This window comes from Gordonia terrae, from assembly GCF_051789125.1.
GTDB lineage: Bacteria > Actinomycetota > Actinomycetes > Mycobacteriales > Mycobacteriaceae > Gordonia > Gordonia terrae_A.
Window position 1 is genome coordinate 256851 of sequence record NZ_CP196526.1, and the last position, 24950, is coordinate 281800.

The 24950-nt window shown below is 67.5% G+C and carries 15 protein-coding genes; 14 read left to right on the plus strand and 1 reads right to left on the minus strand.

The features are described from left to right. The first annotated feature begins 89 nt into the window (after window positions 1-89). Window positions 90-1673 (plus strand): SpoIID/LytB domain-containing protein, encoded by a 1584-nt coding sequence (locus tag ACSUZC_RS01180; RefSeq protein WP_439031121.1) that lies wholly within the window; start codon window positions 90-92, stop codon window positions 1671-1673. A 4-nt stretch (window positions 1674-1677) separates the two neighbouring features. Here the strand turns inward: ACSUZC_RS01180 and ACSUZC_RS01185 are convergent, their stop codons facing one another. Further along, window positions 1678-2361, minus strand: coding sequence for a GAF and ANTAR domain-containing protein (locus ACSUZC_RS01185; RefSeq protein WP_439031122.1), 684 nt, complete (start codon window positions 2359-2361; stop codon window positions 1678-1680). A 217-nt stretch (window positions 2362-2578) separates the two neighbouring features. Between ACSUZC_RS01185 and glf the strand changes: the two genes are divergently transcribed. The 13 genes from glf to ACSUZC_RS01250 all read left to right on the plus strand — a co-directional run bounded on the left by glf (window position 2579) and on the right by ACSUZC_RS01250 (window position 24909). Beyond that, complete coding sequence (gene glf, locus ACSUZC_RS01190; protein WP_439031123.1) at window positions 2579-3787, plus strand: UDP-galactopyranose mutase; 1209 nt, start codon at window positions 2579-2581, stop codon at window positions 3785-3787. Further along, on the plus strand, window positions 3788-5731 hold the full coding sequence (locus tag ACSUZC_RS01195) for a glycosyltransferase (protein ID WP_439031124.1): 1944 nt from the start codon (window positions 3788-3790) through the stop codon (window positions 5729-5731). Then, window positions 5712-6470: a phosphatase PAP2 family protein gene (locus ACSUZC_RS01200; RefSeq protein ID WP_439031125.1), complete on the plus strand. Its 759-nt coding sequence runs from the start codon at window positions 5712-5714 to the stop codon at window positions 6468-6470. Before ACSUZC_RS01195 ends, ACSUZC_RS01200 begins: the two co-directional genes overlap by 20 nt. Beyond that, a complete protein-coding gene (locus ACSUZC_RS01205) occupies window positions 6467-7387 on the plus strand; it encodes a decaprenyl-phosphate phosphoribosyltransferase (protein WP_439031126.1) in 921 nt (306 codons plus the stop codon). The genes ACSUZC_RS01200 and ACSUZC_RS01205 overlap by 4 nt, the downstream gene beginning before the upstream one ends. Beyond that, window positions 7374-9464 (plus strand): hypothetical protein, encoded by a 2091-nt coding sequence (locus ACSUZC_RS01210; protein WP_439031127.1) that lies wholly within the window; start codon window positions 7374-7376, stop codon window positions 9462-9464. The genes ACSUZC_RS01205 and ACSUZC_RS01210 overlap by 14 nt, the downstream gene beginning before the upstream one ends. Window positions 9465-9836: 372 nt before the next feature. Beyond that, the gene (locus ACSUZC_RS01215; protein ID WP_439031128.1) at window positions 9837-10826 is read left to right on the plus strand and encodes an alpha/beta hydrolase; all 990 of its coding nucleotides are present in this window, start codon (window positions 9837-9839) and stop codon (window positions 10824-10826) included. A gap of 391 nt (window positions 10827-11217) precedes the next feature. After that, window positions 11218-12675 carry an alpha/beta hydrolase-fold protein gene (locus tag ACSUZC_RS01220; protein WP_439031129.1) on the plus strand — a complete coding sequence of 486 codons (1458 nt, stop codon included), beginning with the start codon at window positions 11218-11220 and terminating at the stop codon, window positions 12673-12675. Window positions 12676-12970: 295 nt separating this feature from the next. Beyond that, entirely contained in the window at window positions 12971-13507 is a 537-nt protein-coding gene (locus ACSUZC_RS01225) for a DUF732 domain-containing protein (protein WP_439031130.1), read from the plus strand. A gap of 1 nt (window position 13508) precedes the next feature. Beyond that, entirely contained in the window at window positions 13509-14522 is a 1014-nt protein-coding gene (locus ACSUZC_RS01230; RefSeq protein WP_439031131.1) for a cutinase family protein, read from the plus strand. Window positions 14523-14741: 219 nt separating this feature from the next. Next, window positions 14742-15752 carry an LLM class F420-dependent oxidoreductase gene (locus ACSUZC_RS01235; protein ID WP_439031132.1) on the plus strand — a complete coding sequence of 337 codons (1011 nt, stop codon included), beginning with the start codon at window positions 14742-14744 and terminating at the stop codon, window positions 15750-15752. Between the two features lie 260 nt (window positions 15753-16012). Continuing rightward, window positions 16013-17914: a long-chain-fatty-acid--AMP ligase FadD32 gene (fadD32, locus tag ACSUZC_RS01240; protein WP_439031133.1), complete on the plus strand. Its 1902-nt coding sequence runs from the start codon at window positions 16013-16015 to the stop codon at window positions 17912-17914. 114 nt (window positions 17915-18028) lie between these two features. Then, on the plus strand, window positions 18029-23347 hold the full coding sequence (gene pks13, locus ACSUZC_RS01245; RefSeq protein WP_439031134.1) for a polyketide synthase Pks13: 5319 nt from the start codon (window positions 18029-18031) through the stop codon (window positions 23345-23347). An 11-nt stretch (window positions 23348-23358) separates the two neighbouring features. Next, entirely contained in the window at window positions 23359-24909 is a 1551-nt protein-coding gene (locus tag ACSUZC_RS01250) for an acyl-CoA carboxylase subunit beta (RefSeq protein ID WP_439031135.1), read from the plus strand. Window positions 24910-24950 lie beyond the last annotated feature (41 nt).

Here is a 24950-nt window from a genome sequence, read left to right on the forward strand (position 1 = left end):
TCACTTAAGTCCCAATCGTCACATCAGTCACAAGCGTTACGAGTCTCGCAGAGAGCGGCACTCGAGGCTGGTGTCGTCGCGACCGAAGGATGTGTTCTGCAGTGACCAGAGTCCGACCCACACGGCGTCTGCCGAAATGGACGGCGAGCGTCGCGCGGCCCGCACGGGCCCGCAATCGCGCGTTGACCTGGGCCGCGGCCGGGCTTGCGCCCGCACTGCTGGCCGGTGGCCTCGCTGTCGCGAGTTCATCGGATTCGACCCCAGAGGTCGAACTCTCGGTCGGGTCGACGGTGACGCTGATCGGGCACGGTCATGGCCACGGCCGCGGAATGGGGCAATGGGGAGCGTACGGCTACGCCCGAAAGGGCTGGACGGCACAGCAGATCCTGCGTCACTACTACGGTGGCACCACCGCGGGGAAGGTGGACAGGCCCGAGATCGTCGTGGCCCTCACGGGTCAGAACTCGGTGAATGTGCACGCGGACGCCGGCATGCGAGTCGGTGGTCAGGCAGTGGCTCCCGGACAGGCGGTCAGCCTGTCCGGGAGCACAGCAACGATCCTCAGCGGGTGCGGTGGGGGTGCGGTGCGATCGGTACCCGCCACGTTCGTCGAACCGCTCAGCATGGCCCCCAACCGGCCTGCCGGTGAATTCCTCAAGTTCTGCGGATCCAACAAGGCCTACCGGGGCGCACTCGGCCTCGAAGGGGGACGTGTCGTCAACCGGATCCACGTCGACGACTACGTCAAGGGCGTCATCCCGCGCGAGAGTCTGCCCGCCTGGGGCGATTCCGGCGGTGCGGCAGCACTGCAGGCGCAAGCCGTGGCGGCCCGAACCTATGCGCTGGCGGCCATCGCCGGCGGCAAGAAGATCGACGACACCCAGAACTCGCAGGTCTACGGCGGTGTCGCGGGCGAGGACCGGCGGACCAACGCGGCCGCCGACGCCACGGGTGGGCAGATCCTGCTGCAGAACGGACAGCCCGCCTTCACCGAGTTCTCCGCATCGACCGGCGGCTTCACCGCGGGCGGGCGATTCCCCGCGGTGATCGACGAGGGCGACACCGTGTCGCCGAACCACAACTGGAGCGCGACCGTCAGCGCCGGCAGCATCGGCTCCGCCTTCGGCGTCGGCGCCCTGCAGCGATTCGAGGTCATCGAGGCCAACGGCCTGGGCGCCGAGCACGGACGCGCGATCAAGGTGCGCGCGGTGGGCTCGGCGGGCACCCGTGAGGTCACCGGCGAAGAGGCGCGCACGAAGCTGCAACTCAAGTCGTCCTGGTTTTCCGTCCAGGGCCAGCCGGCCCCGCCGCGCATCGTCAAGCCGCCGACCGGGCCTGCGTCGCCCGGCGGTGGTGGGATCGACTTCGGCAGCCTCAACCAGCTCGCCGAGCAACTCGTGCCCGGATCGTCGAAGATCCTGGACATGGCGACCTCGGCGATGAACGGACGGTTCGCCGATCTGGGCGGGATCACCGGTCCTCTCGGACAGGCGCTCGGCGTGCCTGCGCTGACGCCCGACGCCGCCGGGGTCACCCAGCTGTTCGAGAAGGGGATGATGTTCTTCACCCCTGCGACCGGACCCCGTGTCCTCGTCGGCAAGGCGCTCCAGCGCTATCAGGATCGTGGTGGCATGCCCGTGCTCGGCTTCCCGAAGCGCGACGCCTTCCGCTGAGGCGTCAGTCGCCTGGCCCCGCCTCCACGATCTGGGCGGCGACGTCGACGAGTTTGGTGTTGGTGTCCTGCGAGAGCCGGGCGAGCAGTGCGAACGCCTCGGCCGCGTCCAGGCCATAGCGCTCCATGATCATGCCCTTGGCTTGGCCGATGATGTCGCGGGTGCCGAGGGCGGCGCGGAGCTGCTCCTTCTCCTTGACCGCGCCGAAGGCGGTCGCGGCATGGGCGGCGAACAACTCACCCAGGAGCAGGGCCTCGTCGCCGAAAGCATGGGCCTCGGTGCTGTGGAGGTTCAGTGCGGCGGAGTCGTCGCCGTCGATGTAGAGGTAGAAGCACGCCATCGAGCGGATGCCCAGGGCCGATGCCGAGGAGGCGAAGGACGGCCAGCGCGACTCCTCACGCATGTCGTCGATGCAGATGGTCGAGACCCCGACCGCCGCGCGCAGGCAGGGCCCCTCGCCGAGTTCGCGCTGCAACCGGTCGGCCTCTCCACCGAGGTCGCCGACCATCACGGGAGTCTCGATGACATTCTTGGTGACCAGTGTCACGGTCGCGTACTCCGCGCCGGGAACCGCATCCACCGCGAACTTGGTCATCGCGCGCAGCGCCGCTTCGGTGTCGTCGCTCTCCTTGCGCATCTCGCCCGCGATGCGCGTCATCTGCGCCCCGAAGTCCGCCAGTTCGGTCACCCCTGCCTCCTTGTGAGACGTGGTTCGGCGCCCTGGCCGGAGTGACAGCAAGGGGCTGACGTCGAACACACCCGTTGTCAGACGTCCCATTATGCCGTACGGTGTGGCGCCGCCGCACCGACAATCGTGGGGTCGCCCCGGAGACGGTTCGTCCCGGTGGCGTGGCCACCCCGTGGCTCGGAGATTCCTCAGGGAGGGTCCGTTACCCTGAGGACCCGTGGCAACCAGTAGCTCCTATGACCTGATCGTCGTCGGCTCCGGATTCTTCGGCCTCACCGTCGCCGAACGGGCCGCGACGCAGCTGGGCAAGCGCGTCCTCGTCCTCGACCGGCGCGACCATCTCGGCGGCAACGCGTACTCCGAGGCCGAACCGACGACCGGCATCGAGATCCACAAGTACGGCGCCCACCTGTTCCACACCTCCAACGAGAGGGTGTGGGAGTACGTCAACCAGTTCACCGACTTCACCAACTATCAGCACCGGGTGTTCGCGCTGCACAACGGGCAGGCCTACCAGTTCCCGATGGGACTCGGACTCGTCAGCCAGTTCTTCGGCCGGTACTTCAGCCCCGACGAGGCGAGGAAGCTCATCGCCGAGCAGGCGAGCGAGATCGACACCGCGGAGGCGCGCAATCTCGAGGAGAAGGCGATCAGCCTGATCGGCCGGCCGCTCTACGAGGCGTTCATCAAGCACTACACCGCCAAGCAGTGGCAGACCGACCCCAAGGAACTGCCCGCGGGCAACATCACGCGTCTGCCGGTCCGCTACACCTTCGACAACCGGTATTTCAACGACACCCACGAGGGACTGCCGGTCGACGGATACACCGCGTGGCTGGAGAACATGGCCGCCGACGAGCGCATCGATGTGCGCCTGTCCACCGACTGGTTCGACGTCCGCGACGAGCTGCGCGCCGACAGCCCCGACGCACCGGTGGTCTACACCGGGCCGCTCGACCGTTACTTCGGTTACTCCGCCGGCCGTCTCGGTTGGCGGACATTGGATTTCGAGACCGAGGTACTCGACACCGGCGATTTCCAGGGCACCCCGGTGATGAACTACAACGACGCCGACGTCCCCTTCACGCGTATCCACGAGTTCCGGCACTTCCACCCCGAGCGCGCCTCGTATCCCGACGACAAGACCGTCATCATGCGGGAATTCAGCCGGTTCGCCGAGAACGACGACGAGCCGTACTACCCGATCAACACCCCCGAGGACCGGGCGATGCTCACCGCGTACCGGGAGCTCGCACGGACCGAGACCGCCGATTCCAATGTGCTGTTCGGCGGCCGCCTCGGCACCTACCAGTACCTCGACATGCACATGGCGATCGCGAGCGCGCTCACCATGTTCGACAACACCCTGGCGCCGCACCTGAGCGACGGTGCGCCGTTGGTGGCCGACCCCGCAGGAGCCGAATAGATGACGGTGACTCCCGTGAACCAGTCCGACATCCCCGACGCAGGCACCGGGCCGTCGAAGGCGAAATCCCTTCTGCAGCGGGTGATCTTCCCGCGGGCGGGTGAGCCGCTCGACGTCCGCTCGCTCTACCTGGAGGAGTCGGAGAGCAACAACCGTCGCGCGCACGCACCGAGCCGTACGTCGGTGCTTCTGGGCGCCGAGTCCGAGGTGAGCTTCGAGACCTACTTCAACGCCTTCGCCGCGGCCTACTGGCGGCGCTGGAGCATCCTGGAGTCGGTCGTTCTCCGCGTCGAGGTCATCGGCACGTGCCGCGTGGATCTCTATCGCTCCAAGATCGACGGGTCGCGCATCGGCATCGGCGGCGATCTCGTCGACACCGACGAAACCGGCCGCGGCGTAGCCGAATTCGAGCTCGACCTGGGTCCGTTCGAAGACGGGGGGTGGATCTGGTTCGACGTCACCACCGACACCGACACCGAAATCGTCTCTGCCGGTTGGTACGCGCCCATCGACGCGCCGACGCCCGACGAGGAGACCAAGCGTGTCACGGTCGGCATCCCGACCTTCAACCGTCCGACCGACGCGGTGAACGCGTTGGCCGCGTTGACCTCCGACCCGATGGTCGACGAGGTGATCGACGCGGTGATGATGCCCGACCAGGGCACCAAGAAGGTCGTCGATGAACCCGGTTACGCCGAGGCCGCCGCGGCACTCGGCGACCGGTTGCATATCTTCGACCAGGGCAACCTGGGCGGCTCCGGCGGTTACGCACGCATCATGTACGAGGCACTGCGGCTCACTGATTCGCCGTACGTGCTGTACATGGACGACGACATCGCGATCGAGCCCGACTCGATCCTGCGCGCGCTGGCCATGTCGCGATTCGCCAAGACGCCCATGCTCGTCGGCGGACAGATGCTCAACCTGCAGGATCGCAGTCACCTGCACTGCATGGGTGAGGTCATCCGTCGGGACAACTTCATGTGGACCGCGGCCCCGTTCGTCGAGTACGACCACAATTTCTCCAAGCATCCGCTGCGCGACCGCGAGAACTCGAAGAACTTGCACCGGCGGATCGACGTCGAGGGCAACGGCTGGTGGATGTGCATGATCCCGCGCGAGTGCGCGGAGCAGATCGGTCTGCCGATGCCGCTGTTCATCAAATGGGATGACTGGGAATTCGCGCTGCGGGCCGCCAAGGCGGGTTACCCGACGGCCACGGTGCCGGGAATCGCGATCTGGCACATGGCCTGGAGCGACAAGGACGACGCCATCGACTGGCAGGCGTACTTCCATCTGCGCAACCGCTTGGTCGTTGCCTCCATCCATCACGACGGGCCGATCAAGGGTATCGTGCGGTCGATGACCAAAGCGACTGCGAAACATCTGCTCTGCCTTGAGTATTCGACGGTAGCCATCCAGAACGAGGCGATCCGCGACTTCCTCGCGGGGCCCGATCACATCCGCAGCCTGCTGCCGACCGCGCTGCCCAAGGTCGCCCAGATGCGCAAGCAGTATCCGGACGCCGTGGTCCTGCCGTCGGCCACCGAGCTACCCCGGACATCGGGCGAGGCAACGCATCTCGGGTCCTCGATCCCGCTGAACCCAGTCAGCAAGATCAAGGCGCTGACCGCGTCGGTGCTGAACAACGTTCGGCCCGCCGACCCTCGGCACCACGAGGTACCGCAGGCCAACTTCCCGCCCATCGAGGCGCGGTGGTTCTCGCTCGGGCGTGTCGACGGGGTCACCGTCACCACCGCCGACGGCCGCGGCGTCGTCTACCGGCAGCGCGACCGCGAGAAGATGATCGAACTGGCACGCGAGCACTTCGCCCTCGTCAAGGAATTGCAGGCGAAGTTCCCGGAAATGAAGCAGCAGTACCGGTCTGCGCATCAGGATCTGACATCGAAGGAGAGCTGGGCGGGTGTCTTCGGAATCGAGTAGTCCGGCCGACGATGTTGCGGTGACGGGAAAGGTTCCGGCCGACGACATCCCACGCCCGCTGTCGGGTGAGGAGAAGGCCCTGGTCGCCATCCAGGCGGGTGTCGGCACGCGCCCGGGAGTGCGTTCGGCGGCACGTGGGCTGTCGCATGTCGGCGAGCACGCCCTGGGCTGGCTCGCGATCTCCGGTGCCGGTTGGGCAGTGGCCCGCCGCCGTGGTGACGTGCGCGCGCAGCAGCGCTGGATCGAGGCGGGCGTGGGCGCCTTCGGGGCGCACGCCGCGTCGGTCGTCATCAAGCGGATCGTGCGCCGACCGCGCCCCGCCCACCCGGCGATCGCCATCGGCGTGTCGACCCCCAGCAAGCTGAGCTTCCCGTCGTCGCACGCCACCTCGACGACCGCCGCCGCCATCCTCATCGGCCGCGCGGCCGGCTGGGACCCGAAGGTGCTGCCGGCTGTCCTGGTGCCGCCGATGCTCCTGTCCCGGCTCGTGCTCGGTGTGCACTACCCGAGCGACGTCACCGCCGGGGCGGCGATCGGTGCCGCGAGCGCAGCCGCCGTCATCGTGGGCGATAAGGTGCTGCTCGAACCCACCCGGAAAGACCCGGCATCCGGACGTGCCCGTCGCGCGGCGCGCGTCCTGGCCCGGCTCGGCCTCACGGCCGCGGTGCCCGGCGGTCCGCTGCGTCTTGCCGCGTCCCCCGTCATCGCGCGGGTGACACGACACAGGGAGAGTGCATGAGCGAGGAGCCGATCGAGCACGGGAAGGTCCTCGGACCGCCGAAGAACCTCGGCGCCGGGCTGATCAAGGCCGTCCGTCCGCGGCAGTGGGTCAAGAACGTCCTGGTCCTCGCCGCACCGCTGGCCGCGGGCAACATCACCGAGGTCTCGGTGCTGCGCGACGCCGGGATCGCGTTCGTCGCCTTCTGCCTCGCCGCGTCGAGCATCTATCTGGTCAACGACGCCATGGACGTCGAGTCCGATCGCAATCACCCGACCAAGCGGTTCCGCCCGATCGCCGCGGGCGTCGTCCCGGTGTCGCTGGCCTACATCCTGGCGGTGGTGCTGCTCGCGGGCTCGATCGGCATCGCGTTCCTGGCGAACTGGCAGACCGCCGTCGTCATCGCGATCTACCTGGTGATCCAGCTCGGCTACTGCTTCGGGCTGAAGAACCAGGCCGTCATCGACATCTGCATCGTCTCGTCAGGATTCCTGCTGCGTGCCGTGGCCGGTGGTGTCGCCGCCGAGATCGAGCTGTCGCAGTGGTTCCTGCTCGTGATGGCCTTCGGCTCGCTGTTCATGGCCGCAGGCAAGCGGTATGCCGAACTGCAGCTGGCCGAACGCACCGGTGCCAAGATCCGCAAGGCCCTCGAGTACTACACGACCACCTATCTGCGCTTCGTGTGGACGCTGTCGGCCACCGCGGTCGTGATCTTCTACGGCCTGTGGGCCTTCGACAAGGGTTCCGATCACGACACGAACGTCGCCTACGCGGTTTCGATGGTGCCGTTCACGGTCGCGATCCTGCGGTACGCGGTCGATGTCGACGGCGGCGCCGCAGGTGAACCCGAGGAGATCGCCCTCGGCGACCGAGTCCTGCAACTGCTCGCCGTCGCCTGGTTAGTATGCGTGGGTGTCGCGGTCTATGCAGTCAACTGATGGGTCGCAATCCGGGCTCCGCCCACCGAAACTCCGGCACAACAGACTGGCGGCAGCCAGTTTCCTGATCGGCGCCGCGACCGTCACCACCTTCTTCGCGATCGGTGCGTGGCAGCGACGCTGGATCGCCGACGACGGTCTCATCGTCCTGCGGACGCTGCGTAACCTCTTCGCGGGCAACGGTCCGGTCTTCAACGCTGGCGAGCGGGTCGAGGCCAACACCTCGACCGCGTGGACCTATCTGCTGTGGTTCTGGGCGTGGATCACCGACGGCCAACTCGAATACGTCGCCCTGTGGGTCGCCCTGGTGTGCTCGGTCGCCGCGATCCCGATCGCGATGTACGGCAGCGCCCGACTGTTCGGCACGCGGATCGGTGGCCTCACCGGTGACGGCTGGACGCTTCTCCTGCCGTTCGGCGCCATCGTCTACATCGCCCTTCCGCCCGCACGCGACTTCGCGACCAGCGGACTGGAGAACGGACTCTGCATCCTCTGGGCGGCGCTGCTGTGGTGTCAGCTCGTTGCCTGGGCGCGGCGCGGCGCGGCCCCGGGCCGCGGCGGAGCGGTCGCGACCCTCGCGCTGGCCTTCACCGCGGGCCTGGCGCCCCTGGTCCGCCCCGAGCTGACGGTGCTCGGCGGTCTGGTCCTGCTACTGGTCTTCTTCGCCCCGCTGGGCTGGAAGATGCGTACCGGCGTGGTCGTGGTCGCGGCCGCGCTGCCCGTCGGATATCAGATCTTCCGCATGGGCTACTACGCTCTCCTCGTTCCGAACCCGGCCGTCGCCAAGGACGCGAGTGGCTCGAAGTGGGAACAGGGCTTCGCCTACCTCACCAACCTCTTCGGGCCCTACGTCCTCGTCCTACCACTCGTGCTGGCCGCGGTGGCGGGGGTGCTCCTCATCATCGGCGGCCGCCTCCGGGCCGGCACCGTCCCGACCACACCTGGGGTTCACGACGACGCGGATGGCGTGGCCGCGCAGACCCCGGCACCGTCGTGGCGGGCCCGGCTCGGAGGCTGGTCGGGTCGGCTGCAGACGCCGGCCGCGGTCGTGACCGTGGTCGTACTCGCCGGCATCGTGCTGATCGTCTACTGGATGCGCCAGGGCGGCGACTTCATGCACGGACGTGTCCTGCTGGTTCCGCTGTTCGTCACATTGCTGCCCCTCATGGTCGTGCCGCTCACCGTTCCGGCCCACGTCGGCGCGGCCTTCCGCCGCCGGACGTCCAGGGACGCCGACTCGGTCATCGCCGATGATGTAGTCGACGCGTCGACCGGATCGGTCGATGACGCAGCGGCGCAACCGGATCGGCGTCGGACGCGCGCGCAGCTGATCGGCGCCGTGGCCATGGCGGGCATGTGGGTGACGGTCGTGGTCTGGGCCGCCACCACGTATTCCAACGTCCTGCCGAATGCCGGCATCGACATCGGCCGCAGCGGGATCGTCGACGAACGTCGCTTCTATGTCACCAACATGGGCAACGAGAACCCGGTGACCGCCGAGGACTACCTCGACTACCCGCGCATGAGCGCGATGGTGGAGAAGATAGACAAGTACCACAAGGACGGCGGCGTCATCCTGCCGTCGTTCAACTACGACGAGTGGTACGTGGCGCAGTTGCCCCCCGTGATGCCCAAGGGCGCGCAGCGGCAGGTGACGGTCTACTTCCTCAATCTCGGTATGACGAGCATGAACGCGCCGCTGGACGTGCGCGTGATCGATCAGATGGGCCTCGCGTATCCGCTTGCCGCGCACACCGAACGCCTGGAGGACGGGCGGATCGGACACGACAAGATCCTGCCGAGCGAGTGGGTGGTCGCCGAGGCCGGCGCCTTCCCTCGCCGCCCCGTCCTGCCCGGTTACCTGGACGAGGACCTCGTCCGGCAGGCGCAGGTCGCCCTGCAGTGCCCCGAGACGCGGGACCGGTTCGCCTCGTTCGAGGCGCCGTGGTCCTTCGAGCGGTTCAAGCACAACCTGCGCCAGTCGTTCACCTTCACCGACTACCGCATCCAGCGCGAACCCGAGTACGAGATCGCGCGCTGCGGGCTGGAGATGCCGCCTCCGGTCAACCCGGAGTAGCGGGCGGCCGCGGTGCACAGGACCCCAAGAAGAACCCGAGAAAACGCCCGGCCGAACCTGTGGAGTTGCTACTCAACATCTCGGATCGGTAACGTCCGGGGCAGCGCGGCCGATAAGTCGGTCGTGACCAAGGTGTTCTGAAGTGCCGGAACGTCTCGGTGACGGGGGTTGTGATCGCAATCACATGGTTTGTCACGTCCGGGGGCATCGAATAGGCTCGCCGACGGTGAATCGCATGCGAGATCGACCCATGAACCGTCGTCGCTCCGCGCAATGCGCCGGGGGACGAGATATGTGTGACGCACAAAGGACCGGTTGACGTAGGGAACCGTGAAGTTCCTGATCGATCGGCTGAAGAGGGAGATTCTGTACATGCGTGAAGCTGCCACCCAGGCGTCCAAGCCTGCGCGCAACCGGATGGGTAACCGGTTCATCGCCGCATTCATCGCCTTGCTGACAGTCGTCGGACTCACCGGCGTGGTCGCCGGGCAGGCCAACGCCCGCATCGGCGGAACCCAGGTCGGCAAGCAGGAGTTCTGGGTGAACGGCTGCGGGATGCCGAACGTCAAGGTCCGCGCCTGGAAGAAGCCCGGCAACTACAAGACCGTCATCCTTCTCGACGGCATGCGCGCCCAGTACGACTACAGCGGCTGGGAGATCAACACCAACGTCCAGGAGATGGTGAAGTCCGGCGTCAACGTCGTCGAACCCATCGGTGGACCGGCCAGCTTCTACACGGACTGGGATGCCCCCAGCAACTTCAACCGGCAGCCCTACCGGTACCGCTGGAACTGCGTCATCACCAACACGCTGATCAAGGAACTCGACCGTCGCGGCTACCGCGTCGGCGCGTCCAAGCGCTATGCGGTCATGGGCCTGTCGATGGGCGGTAACGCGGCCCTGGTGATCGGTGCGCAGAACCGTCAGCACTTCGACCGCGCGGGCTCGCTGTCGGGTTACAACTTCCTGAGCGCTCCCGGTATGCGTACCGCGCTGCGCCTGGCGATGCTCGACGTCGATCCGAAGCCGTGGAACATCGACGCGATGTGGGGCCCGCCCTGGAGCATCCGCTGGTTCCAGAACGATCCCTTCTGGAACATCGGCCTGATGCGCGGCATGAAGGTCTTCGTCGGCTCGGGTAACGGCTTGTTCGGTCGTTACAACGCACTGCCCAACGTGTTCGACGACCTGTTCAAGGGTTCGACGCTGGAACTCCTCGCGTTCACGCAGTCGAAGGCTTTCGAGGCCTCCGCCTTCGTGCAGGGCGTGCCGGTCATGACCTATTACGCCAACGGGACCCACGCCTGGGGCTACTGGCAGGACATGGTCTGGAACGCCAAGAACCGCGGGTTCTTCCGCTGATCTGACACCGCCGGTCTCCACCGGTTCTACGACGCCCCGTCCGGGATCACCGGGCGGGGCGTCGTCGTGTGTCGGGGCCCGGTACCGGGAACCGTCCACCGGCGGAGGCGGCCTTTGCGGGACGCGTACGACGAGCCGCGTCGATATCAACTGTCACACAAATCCCACGTGTCACAGCGTGGCGTGCGGACAGTGCGCCCCTCGGCCGTGTAAGAAACTCCTGAGGCGTTTGGTATTGATGATGCGTATGTGACTGGTGAGAAATCAGTCGCGACGCGACCTGCGTCAGTGAACAGGGGCGAAGGAGTTCTGGAGCGTGATGCGGCGAAACAGTGGTGAAGACCCGAGCGGAACGCGGTCTCGGGGTGTCCGTCCGGCGGGCGGATGGTCGATGGGTCCGGCGTCGGGCGGTGTGAAGGGGCCTGGCGTACTCGCGGTCCTCGCCGTCGCGATCCTGACGGTGACCGGGATCGTGATCGGGCAGGGCCTCGCCGGCGCCGAACCCGCTCCCGCACCCGCGCCGGCCGCCCCGGCGCCCCCTGCAGCCCCCGGCGCGCCGGCCCCCGCGCCGCCGAGTTCACGTGCCCCGGTCGCGCCGGCCTCCATCCCGGCCGCACAGCCGGCGAAGGTGACCAACACCTACTGGTACACCGACCGTCGGGTGGCCCTGTGGGTCTACTCGCCGGCCATGAACACCAACATCCAGGTCCAGATCCTGCTCGCGCGCGACTGGCACGCGAAGCCGAAGGAGAAGTTCCCGCAGCTGACGATGCTGGACGGCCTGCGCGCGCAGGACGACCAGAGCGGCTGGATCATCAACACCAAGATCGTCGACTTCTACAAGGACAAGAACGTCAACGTCATCCTCCCCATCGGCGGCGAGTCGAGCTTCTACACCGACTGGAAGGAACCCGACCGCGGCAAGAACTACAAGTGGGAGACGTTCCTCATGCGGGAACTGCCGCCCATCCTCGAGAACGACTGGCGGTCGACCGACGTCCGCGGTATCGAGGGTCTGTCGATGGGTGGGTCGGCGGCGATGATGCTCGCGGCGCGCAACCCGGGCTTTTACAAGTTCGCGGCGTCGTTCTCCGGCATCCTGCAGCTCAGTTCGTTCGGTATGCCGCAGGCGATCCAGTTCGCCGTGCGCGACGGCGGCGGCTACGACTCGATGAAGATGTTCGGTCCGCCCACCGATCCGGCGTGGAAGGAACACGATCCCTACCTGCTCGTCGACAAGTTGCAGGGGACCAGCCTCTACGTCTCGTCGGGCAACGGCATGGTCGGACCCCACGACAAACCGTCCGACATCCCGATGCTCGCCACGAACTACTCCGGCGTCGGACTCGAGATGCTCAGCCGCGTCACATCACAGCAGTTCGCGATCCAGTTGAATCGCAAGGGGATTCCCGGACAGGCCAATTACCGACCGTCGGGTACCCACACCTGGCCCTACTGGGAGTTCGAGATGATGCAGGCCTGGCCACAGGCCGCGGCGGCGCTCGGCCTGTCCCGCGATCAGGTGGCGTGCCGCGTCGACAACGCGTTCCGCAAGGCGTGGGACGCCAACAAGGCCGCGCTCGGCGGTTGCCTCACCCCGTCGTACGCGGTGGCCGGCGGCAAGGCGCAGGACTTCGCCGGCGGTCGGATGTTCACCGGACCCAAGGGCCCCAAGATCGTCACCGGTGCCATCGGCGGCGCGTATGTGGCCGCCGGCGGACCTGCGGGACGTCTGGGCAAGCCGGTCTCCGACGAGTTGCCGACACGCGACGGCAAGGGCCGGGTGAACTACTTCGAGCGCGGTCGCATCACGTGGACCGCCAAAGAGGGAACCAAAGTCCTGAAGTGACGTAACCGGGACCGATGGCCGCGGTGATCCGGGTGTCGGGGGTGCGAGTCGCGCCCCCGAAACTCGGGCGGACGTGTGCGCGTCCTGAAACTTCGCTGAGGAATCGGCACGTTTCCGCAGGTCGTGCAGGTGCGGCGACCGAAAGTGCGTGTGGTGGACGGTAGCCTGACGTGGTGTGCGATGCAGGGTGCCCCTGCGTCGCAGCCGGCCTCAGGTCGGACGTGTGGAGCCTCGACGGGAAATACCCGACGCCGGGGCGGGAATCTCGACCCGAAAGGTTCGGCAGGAAGTGGCGATGACAACGAAGTGTGTTCGGCTGGTGCTGGCCGCGTCGGGCCTCGCTCTCGCGCTCGGCTCGATCGCGGGTTGCGCCGACGACTCGACGGCGAGTGCTCCCATCACCAACAACCCGGTCACCACCACGTCGCTCTACTCGGCCGCCGAGTCGTCGTCGAGCACGCCGGGGTCGCCGTCCACGGAGACCACCGCCACCGCGCCGGGTGGGACCTCGTCCCTGCCGGACACCGCGCCCAATCCGAGCACCAAGGTGCCCGCCAGCTTCCCGGGCCCCAGCGGGGCGCCGCTCGACGACAAGGCGCGCGCCTATCTGGCTGCGCTCAAGCAGCAGAACGTCACGTTCATGGGTGACAACGACAACTCCGTCGCCCTCACGATGGCGAAGTATGTGTGCGGCGCGAAGCAGAAGGGGACGGATCCGAGCATGGTGAAGGCCTTCGTGACCGCTTCCGTCGGACCGGGCGCCGAGAATGTCGACGATGCGAACGTGAAGGCCGACAAGGTCATTCGCGCGGCAGAACAGCACTACTGCTGACGTGGCGGCCCGTCGCTCGGCCGCGGACCGCACCCGCAAGGGTCCCGTCCGCCGGATCGGCAGGTTCACCCTGCTCCTGCTCGCACTCGCGGTCATCGCGATCGTGCTCATCGTCGTGCTCGTCCTGGTCTGGCTCGCGCCCGGGCCGCCGCCGATCGGTCCCGGCGGCCCGTCGACGACGCCTCCGTCGAAGGAACGTCCCGAAGCCCAACCGGCCGACTGTCCCGACGTCCTGACCGTCGTCATCCCCGGGACGTGGGAGTCCAGCGCGCGCGACGACCCGTACGCGCCGTCGGCGAACCCGAACTCGCTGATGTTGCGTGTCTCCCGGGCGCTGTCGAACGACTTCGAGTCCTCCCGCAGCGAGATCTACACGGTTCCCTACACCGCCCAATTCCGTAATCCGACCAACCTCGGTGATCGGCAGGCCGACTACAACGTGTCCCGCACCCAGGGCTACAAGCGTGCGGCGGGCAAGATCATCTCGACCAACGAGCGCTGCCCGCTCACCCGTTACGTGATCATGGGCTTCAGTCAGGGTGCGGTGATCGCGGGCGATCTGGCGAGCAACATCGGCAACGGCCGCGGCGTCCTCGAAGACGGCGATCAGGATCTCGTTCTCGGCGTCGGACTCATCGCCGACGGCCGGCGTCAACCGGGTGAGCAGAACGACATCGCGCCGAGCCCGGACGGAGTCGGCGCGGAGATCGCACTGGGCGGGATGGGCAACCTCGTCCCCGGGATCACGATGACCGGCCCGCGTGACGGCGGGTTCGGCGACCTCCGCGATCGGGTGCAATCGATCTGCGCGCCTGGCGATCTCATCTGTGATTCGCCGACGATCACCAATCCGCTGGCCGCCGTGTCGAGGCTGGCGAACGCGGCGTCGAATCCCATTCACGCGATGTACGCCACCCCGCGGTACTGGGAGAACGACGGGCAGACCGCGACCCAGTGGATGTACGACTGGTCGAAGGACCTGATCGACGACGCGCCCCGGCCGGCTCACAACTGACCGGGCTCGACTCGCCGGATTCTGCCGGCCGGACACACCCGACCCCCGTCCGATGGGACCGGCGAACTAACCGGCCGGTAACCTCGTCCGCGGCATGCGCCGATCCGTTTGGTGGTGCCGTCACGCTGCATTAACGTGTTGGGCTGGCCCGGGGTACCCCCGGGCGGCGCCGGCGACGCATGCGGCCTGCCGAACCCGGATCACGACGAGAGGACAGCGATGACGCAACCCCCGAGCGATGCGGGTGGCACTTCGTCCGGCTTGCGCAAGTTCCGGTTCGGTGCGGGTGGCGAGGGCAACAAGGACGAGGGCGGCGCCCGCAAGTTCATCAAGCTCGCGCAGACCGCCGAAGAGTACGGCTACGACACCTTCGCGGTGCCCGATCATCTCGGCAACCAGGTGGGCCCGATCGCGGCCCTGGGTGCGCTGACGCAGGCCACCAGCACGATCCGGCTGGCCACCTCGGTCCTCGCGAACGGCTGGCGCCATCCCGCCCTGCTCGCCAAAGAGGCAACCACCATCGACGTGCTGAGCAAGGGCCGGCTCGAACTGGGCATCGGCGCCGGGTGGATGAAGGAAGAGTTCGACAAGGCGGGCATCGAGTTCGAGTCACCGGGTGTCCGCATCCGCCGCCTCGACGAGGCGCTGACCATCCTCGACGGCCTGATGCGCGGCGAGACCGTCGACTTCGACGGCGAGTTCTACAAGATCAACGGACTCGAGGGCAGCCCTCGACCCCGGCAGGGCCCGCGCCCGCCGATCGCGGTCGGCGGCGGCGGACCCAAGATGCTCGCGCTGGCCGCGAAGCACGCCGACATCATCTCGGTCGCCCCGGGGACGACTCTCGACGGCAAGATGAAGCTGTCGGACATGACCATCGAGAAGACCGCCGAGCGCGTCGACCGTATCCGGGCGGCCGCAGGCGACAGGTTCGACGAGATCGAACTGAACTGGACCATCGCGGTCATCGTCATCACCGACGATCGGGTGGCCACCGCGGAGATGGCGCTGCAGGCGCTGGAGCAGGGCTATCCGCCCAACATCGCGCTCGATGCGGAGTTCACCGTCGACGACGTGCTGACCTCGCCCTACCTGGCGATCGGTACCTTCGACGAGATCGCCGAGCAGATCCGGGAGGTGCGACGCCGCACCAGCATGTCCTACGTCGGGGTCTTCCCGACGCAGATGGATGCGTTCGCGCCTGTGCTGGCGCAGTTGAAGGGGGAGTAGGATGGCCGACGGTCTCGCGTGTGAACACCGAGGTGACGGGTCGGTGAACCCGCAGGTGCGCGTCGACGGGCGACGTGCGCTTTTCCGTAGTTGAGCAGAACGAACGCGAGTATTTCGTTGGGTAACTGGACGTGCGCTACCGTATCCCGCGGTCGGCACAGGGCGTGGACGGCAGGACTGCTGGGTGGTGTCGCCGAAGGGACCTCAACAGCGGACCGCGCTCGCGTGGGGGAGTCCACGAGGGGCCACAGGAGTAATGAATGCTGAGTACTGAACTCGAAGACTTCCTCGACGAGACGGGGAACATCGCTTTCACCGAGGAAGCGACGCTGGTCGACTACGTCGAGCAGAACGTCCGTGAGCAGGCCGACACGCTGGCCTACCGGTTCATCGACTACAGCCGCGAACGCGACGGCGAACCGCAGGACCTCACCTGGTCGCAGTTCGGCAAGCGACTCCGCGCTGTCGCGGCGCGTCTGCAGCAGGTGACGAAGCCGGGTGACCGGGTCGCCATCCTCGCGCCGCAGTCGCTCGAGTACGTCATCGGATTCTTCGCCGCGCTGTACGCGAGCAATGTCGCGGTGCCCCTGTTCTCGCCCGACGAGCCCGGTCACACCGACCGCCTGCACGCCGTCCTCGGCGACTGCAAGCCCACGGCGATCCTGACCTCCACCAAGGCCGCCGAGGCCGTGCGCGACTTCTTCGCGCCGCTGCCGGCCAAGGAGCGTCCACGCGTGATCGCCGTCGACGCGGTGCCCGATTCGGTCGGCTCGAGTTGGGTCGCGCCGGTCGCCGGTCGGGACCACAACAAAGAGACCGTGGCCTACCTGCAGTACACCTCGGGGTCGACGCGCGTCCCAGCCGGCGTGGAGATCACCTACCAGGCGGTCGCCGCCAACGTGCTGCAGATCTCCGACACCATCGGGATCGACCGCAAGGCCCGCGGCGTCACCTGGCTGCCGATGTTCCACGACATGGGCCTGCTGACCGTGATCCTGCCTGCACTCGGTGGCCGCTACATCACGATCATGAGCCCCCAGGCGTTCGTGCGTCGTCCCGGCCGCTGGATCAAGGAGCTCGCCGCCGCTGCCGACGGCGCGGAGACCTTTGCGGCCGCCCCGAACTTCGCCTTCGAGCACGCCGCCGCGCGCGGCCTGCCGAAGGAGGGCGAAGAGCTCGACCTCTCGAACGTGATCGGCCTGATCAACGGCTCCGAGCCGGTGACCGTCAGTTCGATGAAGAAGTTCAACGAGGCGTTCACCCCGTACGGCCTGCCCAAGACGGCGATCAAGCCCTGTTACGGCATGGCCGAGGCGACGCTGTTCGTGTCGGCGACGCAGCGTGAGAACGAGGCCAAGGTCGTCTACGTCGACCGCGACGACCTCAACGCGGGACGGTTCACCCTCGTCGACGCCGACGCGCCCAACGCGGTCGCCCAGGTGTCGTGCGGGCAGGTGGCCGTCAGCCAGTGGGCCACGATCGTCGACGCCGAGACCGCAACCGAACAACCCGACGGTCACGTCGGTGAGATCTGGCTGCACGGGCTCAACATCGGCGCGGGCTACTGGAACAAGCCCGAGGAGACCGAGGAGACCTTCCGCAACAAGCTGGTCAACCCGCTGCCGACGGACAGTCACTCCGAGGGCGCCCCGGCGGACGCGACGTGGATGCGCACCGGCGACTTCGGGGTGTGGCTCGACGGCGAGCTCTACATCACCGGCCGCGTCAAGGACCTCGTGATCGTCGACGGCCGCAACCACTATCCGCAAGACCTCGAGTACAGCGCGCAGGAAGCCAGCAACGCATTGCGTCCCGGCTTCGTCGCGGCGTTCTCGGTGCCGGCCAACCAGCTGCCGGCCGAGGTGTTCGAGTTCGCCGGCAGCGGGATCAAGCCCGATGCCGACGACGCCTCCGAGCAGCTGGTCATCGTCGCCGAGCGCGGACCGGGCCGCAAGGCCGACCCGCAGGAGGTCGCCGACACCGTCCGCGCCGCCATCGCGCAGCGTCACGGCGTCATGTCCCGCGATGTCCTCCTCGTTCCGGCCGGATCGATCCCGCGCACGTCGTCGGGCAAGATCGCACGCCGTGCGACGCGGGCCGCCTACATCGACGGCAGCCTCCGCGGCGGCTACAAGCAGACGGCGTTCCCGGACACGGAGTAGGGACAGGAGAACCGGGGCGGGAGAGTGCGCCGAGTTGCCGCGCCCGCGCTCCCGGCGGGCTCATAATGCACCCGGCACCAGTTCAGGTGCCCCGAGATCAGTAGTCTGGAAGCGATGTCTGAACTGAATACCGACGAGCCGCGCAACGACGATCTCCCGGCTGTCGGGACCGACGGCGAGACCGTGGGTGATCTCACGGTCGACCAGCTGCGTGACTGGCTACGCGACTGGGTCTCTCAGGCGACGGGTCTGCCCGTGGAGCAGATCGCCGTCGACCGGCCGATGGAAGAGCTCGGACTCTCCTCACGCGATGCGGTGGCCCTGGCCGCCGACGTCGAGGACAAGACGGGCGTCATCCTGACGGCGACGGTGGTCTACAACCATCCGACGATCGCGACGCTCGCGCAGCGGATCATCGAGGGCGATCCCGACGAGGGCGTCGATGGTGACGCCGACACCTTCTGGCGGCGGGACCGCAGCGCCGACGACGACATCGCGATCGTCGGATTGTCCACGCGGTTCCCCAAGTCGGGCACCACGCCGGAGTCGACGTGGGAGGCGCTGATCGCGGGTGTCGACGGTGTCTCGGACCTGCCCGACGATCGGTGGAGCGAGTTCCGGTCCGACCCGCGGCTCGTGGAGATCCTCGAGTCGGCGAACACCAAGGGCGGCTACCTCGACGACGTCCGCACCTTCGACGCCGATTTCTTCCAGATGAGTCCGCGCGAGGTCGAGATGGTCGACCCGCAGCAGCGTCTCGCGCTCGAACTGACCTGGGAGGCGCTCGAGCACGCCCACATCCCGCCGAGCGACCTCAAGGGTGCGCCCGTGGGTGTGTTCATCGGGTCGTCGACCAACGACTACCAGCTGCTGGCGACGCTCGGACTCAGTGAGGGTGCCGAGGACACGGCCGCCTATGCGCTGACCGGAACCTCGACCGCGATCGTCGCGAACCGGGTGTCCTACTTCTATGACTTCCGCGGGCCCTCGATCGCGCTGGACACCGCGTGCTCGTCGTCGCTGGTGGCCGTTCACCAGGCCGTCCGCAGCCTGCGTACCGGAGAGTCCGACCTCGCCCTCGCCGGCGGCGTCAACATGATCATCAATCCCGCGGCGACCCTCGGTTTCGACAAGATCGGCGCTCAGGCCGCCGACGGACACGTGAAGGCGTTCTCGGCCGACGCGGACGGGTTCATCCGTGCCGAGGGCGGCGGTCTGTTCGTCCTGAAGCGGATGTCCGACGCGCGCCGCGACGGCGACGACGTCCTGGCCGTCATCGCCGGGTCGGCGGTCAACAGCGACGGGCGGTCCAACGGCCTGCCCGCGCCGAACCCCGAGGCGCAGGTCGACGTGCTGCGGGATGCCTACGCCGACGCCGCGATCGACCCGCGCACCGTCGACTACGTGGAAGCGCACGGCACCGGGACCATCCTCGGCGACCCGATCGAGGCCGACGCCCTGGGTCGCGTCGTCGGTCGTGGGCGCCTCCCCGGTTCGCCGATGCTGCTCGGATCGGTGAAGACGAACTACGGCCACATGGAATCGGCGGCGGGCGCCGGCGCGCTGGCCAAGGTCGTGCTCGCGATGCAGCACGACACCATCCCGGCGTCGCTGAACTACAGCGGGCCCAACCCCTACATCCAGTTCGACGCCAACAACCTGAAGGTCATCCCGGAGGCCACCGAGTGGCCGCGCTACTCCGGGCATGCCGTCGCCGGTGTCTCCGGATTCGGATTCGGCGGCACCAACGCCCACCTCGTGGTGCGCGAGGTGCGGCCCGACGACCTCGAACCGGCGTCCGCTCCCGCAGGTGATGCGGGCGCATCCGAGCTGCCCGCGTCGGCGTCCCTCGCCGACGAACCCGATCTCGACGACGACGACGTCTACCTCACCGAGGCGGAGCGCGCCGTGCTCGCCGCGCAGGCCAAGGACATCGATCCGGTGATCGAGGAGACCGCGCCGGATCCGGCCGCCGGCTTCGCGCCCTGTGCGGTCGATGGCTCGGTCGTGCCGCTGGTGATCTCGGGCTTCTTGCCGTCGCGTCGGCGCAAGACGGCGGCGGACCTGCTCGAGTGGCTGGAGTCCGACGAGGCTCGTTCGACCCCGCTCGCCGACATCGGCCGGTCACTGGCGCACCGCAACCACGGACGTTCGCGTGCCGTCGTCATGGCGCGGACGCTCGACGACGCCATCACCGGTGTCCGTGCGGTGGCCGAGGGCAAGAGCAATCCGCTTGTCTACTCGTCGGATTCGCCCGACTCCGCTTCGGCCGTCTGGCTACTCTCGGGCTTCGGCTCGCAGCACCGCAAGATGGCCAAGCAGCTCTACACCGAGAACCCGATCTTCGCCAAGTACGTAGACCGTGTGGACGAGCTGGTCCAGAACGAGCTCGGGTACTCGATCGCGGAGATGTTCGTCGACGACGAACAGACCTACGGCATCGAGCAGAGCCAGGTCGGCATCTACACGATCCAGGTCGCTCTCGCCGACACCCTCCGGCACCACGGCGCGGAACCCGGTGTGCTCGTGCCCCATTCGATGGGCGAGGCCTCGGCGGCCTACATCAGCGGCGGTCTGTCGCTGGAGGATGCGACGCGCGTCATCTGCCAGCGTTCGCGCCTGATGGGCGAGGGCGAGTCGATGCTGCAGGGTGACGACATCCGTTTGATGGCGCTCGTCGAGTACAGCGCCGAGGACATCAACGACGTCCTCGTCGACTACCCGGATCTCGAGATCTGCGTCTATGCCGCTCCGACCCACACCGTCATCGGCGGTCCGGAGTCGCAGGTCGACGCCATCGTCGAACGGGCCGAGGCCGAGGGCAAGCTCGGCCGCAAGCTGGCCACCAAGGGCGCCAGCCACACCTCGCAGATGGACCCGCTCCTCGGTGAACTCGCCTACGAGCTCACCGGCATCACTCCGCTGCGTCCCACGACCGGCTTCTACAGCTCGGTCGACCGCGAGGTCTTCTACCGGGCCGGTCACGAGCCGGTCCACACCATCGAGTACTTCACCAAGGGCCTGCGCCACAGCGTGTGGTTCAGCCAGGCGATCGCGAAGTCGGTGGAGAACGGGCACCGCACGTTCCTGGAGTTGTCGCCGAACCCGGCCGTCCTGATCTCCGTTGCGGCCGTGACGTTCTCGGCGGGACTCCACGATGCCGAGCTCATCGAGACGCTGCGCCGCAAGGAGGACGAGAGCTACGGTCTCGTCAACGCCCTTCTGAAGCTGTACGTGCACGGCCATCCGGTCGACGTCGCATCGCTGTTCGGTACCGGCGACTACGCGGCGATCCCGCGGACCCGGTTCGAGCGCAAGGAGTTCTGGCTGACGGCCAAGATCCCCTCGGGTGGCTCGGCGGGATCGGTGCCCGGATCGCACGTCGCGCTGCCCGACGGCCGTCATGCGTGGGAGGTCAACGCCTCGGCTGTGACCGATCCGCGTGAACTGGTGCGGGCCGCGGCGGCGCAGGTGTTGACCAATGCCGGTGTCGGTGCCTCGGTCGCGCACGGCGAGATCCCGGGCACGGGAACCCTCACGACCACACTCAGCCCGCACCCCGGCGGTGCCGCGGTGAGTATTCATGCCAAGGCGGACAAGAACTTCCAGTTGCTGTTCGAGGCCGCGGTCACGGGTGATCTCGACGACGCGGCGGGTGCGGTCACGCAGGCACCCGCGGCGGAGAAGCCTTCGGGCGCCGAGGTGTTCGCCGATGACACGGTGATCGTCGAGGACGACGTCGTCGACGACATCGGCAACCGCTGGAGCCCCGAATCCGGTGAGTCGGTGGGCGATCGGCTCGCGCTCATCGTCGGGGAGTCCATGGGTTACGACCCCGAGGATCTACCGCGCGAGATCCCCCTCATCGAGCTCGGGCTCGACTCGCTGATGGCGGTGCGGATCAAGAACCGCGTCGAGTACGAGTTCGACATCCCCCAGCTCCAGCTGCAGGCGATGCGGCAGGCCAATCTCGCCGACGTGCAGAAGTTCGTGGAGTTCGCGGTCACGCATCGCGATCAGCTCGACGACCTCGCGCAGAACGCCACCGCGGGTGGTGAACTCGACACGGCGGCGCTCAACGCCTACATCGACGAACAGAACGCCAAGGGCGGCGAGCAGGCGAGCTCCGCACCGGCCGGCCAATCCGACGAGCCCACCGAGCAGTCGCCGGAACCGAAGCGCCACATCGCCGAGGATCTGGCCGACGTCGAGCAGGCCGTCGCGACCTCACCGGAACCCGAGATGCCGGCCAAGGAATCGACCGTTCCCGCCGCGGCAGCTCCGAAGCCCGCGACCGACATCACGTCGCAGCGGGCCGTGGCCGAGGCCGCGGGTTCGGATGTGCCGCCCCGTGATGCGGCCGAGCGACTGACCTTCGGTACCTACGCGGTCGTGACCAAGAAGTCCGCGGGTGGCATCTTCAACAAGTTGCCGGTCCTGTCGGAGGACGTGGCGCAGCAGCTCACCGATCGCCTCAACGAGCGCACGGGTGGCGACATCGACGTCGAGGACATCCTGGACTCGGAGACGATCGAGGAGATGTCGAACTACGTGCGCGACCACCTCGACGCCGGGGCGTCGACCGACGGGTTCCTGCGCTACCTGCGCCTCGTGCCCGAGGACAAGAAGGTCTACGACCCCGCCGCCGGCGATCCGACGCCGATCCTGCTGTTCCATCCGGCGGGCGGCAACACGTCGTCCTACGAGGCGCTGCTCAAGCGGCTGCCCGAGGGTCAGCCGGTGATCGGCTTCGACCGTGGGATCGAGGGTTCGATCGAAGAGCGTGTGCGCGAATACATTCCGCGTCTGCGCGAGTTGCAGCCACACGGCCCCTACGTCGTCGTCGGCTGGTCCTTCGGCGGCGCGTTGGCCTATGGCGTCGCGCAGGTCCTCCGGGAAGCCGGCGAAGAGGTCGCGTTCGTCGGCCTCATCGACGTGGTGCGGCCTCGGGAGGACATGACCGAGACCCCCGACAGCAAGCGGGCCCGTCTCGAGCGCTGGAAAGAGTTCGCGATCCGTAACTACGACCTCGATCCCGACGTCCCGATCCCCATGGACCGGCTCGTCGAAGCGGACGACGAGGGTCAGTTCGCGATCATCATGGAGATGATGTCGATGTCGGGCACCAAGATCCCCGGCGGCATCATCGAGCACCAGCGGACGTCGTTCATCGAGAACCGTGTGCTGAGCAGCATCGCGCCCGAACCCTACGACGGCAAGGTCGTCCTGTACCGCGCCGACAAGATGCACGCGGGCGCAGTCGAACTCGAGCCGCAGTGGGCCGAGATCGACGAGGACGGCAGGTGGGGTGAGGTCGTCGACGACCTGGAGATCATCCACGTCGGCGGCGATCACCTCTCGATCGTGGACGAGCCGTACATCGCCAAGATCGGTGCGGATCTCGCCGACCGGGTCGCCCGGTTGGGGAAGTAGAAAGAAGGACCGTGACTGACACGACCGCAGGCAAGCTCGCCGACCTCCGTCAGAAACTGGAGGCAGCCCGCGAACCGGGAGGGGAGAAGGCGCTCGCGAAGCGCGCCGCGAAGGGAATCTGTTCGCCGCGCGAGCGTTTGAACATGCTCTTCGATCCCGGCACCTTCGTCGAGATCGGTGCCCTCGCCAAGATGCCCGGCGCCGCCGAGAGCGGTTACGGCGACGGCGTCGTCACCGGCCACGGCCTCGTGCACGGCCGCCCGGTCGCCGCGTTCTCCCACGACCAGACGGTCTTCGGCGGCACCGTGGGTGAGATGTTCGGCCGCAAGGTCGCGTCGCTGATGGAGTGGGCCGGCCGGATCGGTTGCCCGATGGTCGGTATCAACGACTCGGCCGGCGCCCGCATCCAGGACGCGGTCACCTCGCTGGCCTGGTACGCCGAGATGGGACGCCGCAACGACCTGCTGTCGGGTCTCGCCCCGCAGGTGTCGGTGATCCTCGGAAAGTGCGCCGGCGGCGCGGTGTACACCCCCGCCAACACCGACATCCTGGTGGCGGTCGAGGACAAGTCGTACATGTTCGTCACCGGACCCGATGTCCTCAAGCAGGTCAACGGTGAGGAGATCTCCGCCGAGGATCTCGGTAGCGCGCACAACCAGGCCCGGTGGGGCAACATCCATCACGTCGCCCCGGATGAGAAGGCGGCCTTCGACTGGGTGCGCGAGTACCTGCAGTACATGCCGTCGAGTGCGTATGAGCAGCCGCCGGTGATCAACCCGGGTCTCGAGCCCGAGATCACCGAGTCGGACCTGTCACTCAACGACTTCATGCCCGACAACGACAACGCCGGGTACGACATGCACGACATCATCATCAAGCTGTTCGACGACGGCGCCTTCCACGAGGTGGGAGAACTGTTCGCGCCCAACATCATCACCGGCTATGCGCGCGTCGACGGCCGCTCGGTGGGAGTGGTGGCCAATCAGCCGAGCGTGATGTCGGGCGTGCTCGACACCGACTCGTCGGAGAAGGCCACACGGTTCGTCCGTATCTGCAACGCCTTCAGCATCCCGCTCGTGTTCCTGGTGGACACCCCGGGGATCCTCCCTGGTCTCGCGGAGGAGCAGAAGGGCACCATCCGCCGCTCCGGTCGATTCCTGTACGCCTACGTCGAGGCCGACGTCCCCAAGGTCACCGTCGTGCTGCGCAAGGCCTACGGCGGTGCCTACGCGGTCATGGGCAGCAAGCACCTGGGCGCCGACATCAACTTCGCGTGGCCTACGGCGAAGATCGCGGTCATGGGTGCCGAGTCGGCGGCTGCGGTGCTGACCCGTCGTCAGACAGAGGGACTCTCGGCTGCCGAGGCCGACAAGGTGCGTCGTGAGTTCATCGACTTCTACAACACGATGATGGCGACCCCGTATCTGGCCGCCGAGCGCGGTTACGTCGACGCGGTGATCGAACCGGCCGAGACCCGGTTGCAGCTGCGGAAGGCGCTGGCACAGTTGCGCGACAAGCAGGTCCTCAAGACCCCGCGCAAGCATTTCCTGATGCCGATCTAGGTCGCTGGTCGGCACACCCACCACCAATGGACAGACGAACC

Bases quoted from the DNA above. Each gene is read 5' to 3' on its own strand.
- fadD32 (WP_439031133.1), top strand. From the start codon at position 16,013: ATGCTGAGTACTGAACTCGAAGACTTCCTCGACGAGACGGGGAACATC.
- ACSUZC_RS01225 (WP_439031130.1), top strand. From the start codon at position 12,971: ATGACAACGAAGTGTGTTCGGCTGGTGCTGGCCGCGTCGGGCCTCGCT.
- ACSUZC_RS01210 (WP_439031127.1), top strand. From the start codon at position 7,374: ATGCAGTCAACTGATGGGTCGCAATCCGGGCTCCGCCCACCGAAACTC.
- ACSUZC_RS01215 (WP_439031128.1), top strand. From the start codon at position 9,837: ATGCGTGAAGCTGCCACCCAGGCGTCCAAGCCTGCGCGCAACCGGATG.
- ACSUZC_RS01180 (WP_439031121.1), top strand. From the start codon at position 90: ATGTGTTCTGCAGTGACCAGAGTCCGACCCACACGGCGTCTGCCGAAA.
- pks13 (WP_439031134.1), top strand. From the start codon at position 18,029: ATGTCTGAACTGAATACCGACGAGCCGCGCAACGACGATCTCCCGGCT.
- ACSUZC_RS01205 (WP_439031126.1), top strand. From the start codon at position 6,467: ATGAGCGAGGAGCCGATCGAGCACGGGAAGGTCCTCGGACCGCCGAAG.
- ACSUZC_RS01220 (WP_439031129.1), top strand. From the start codon at position 11,218: ATGGGTCCGGCGTCGGGCGGTGTGAAGGGGCCTGGCGTACTCGCGGTC.
- ACSUZC_RS01235 (WP_439031132.1), top strand. From the start codon at position 14,742: ATGACGCAACCCCCGAGCGATGCGGGTGGCACTTCGTCCGGCTTGCGC.
- ACSUZC_RS01195 (WP_439031124.1), top strand. From the start codon at position 3,788: ATGACGGTGACTCCCGTGAACCAGTCCGACATCCCCGACGCAGGCACC.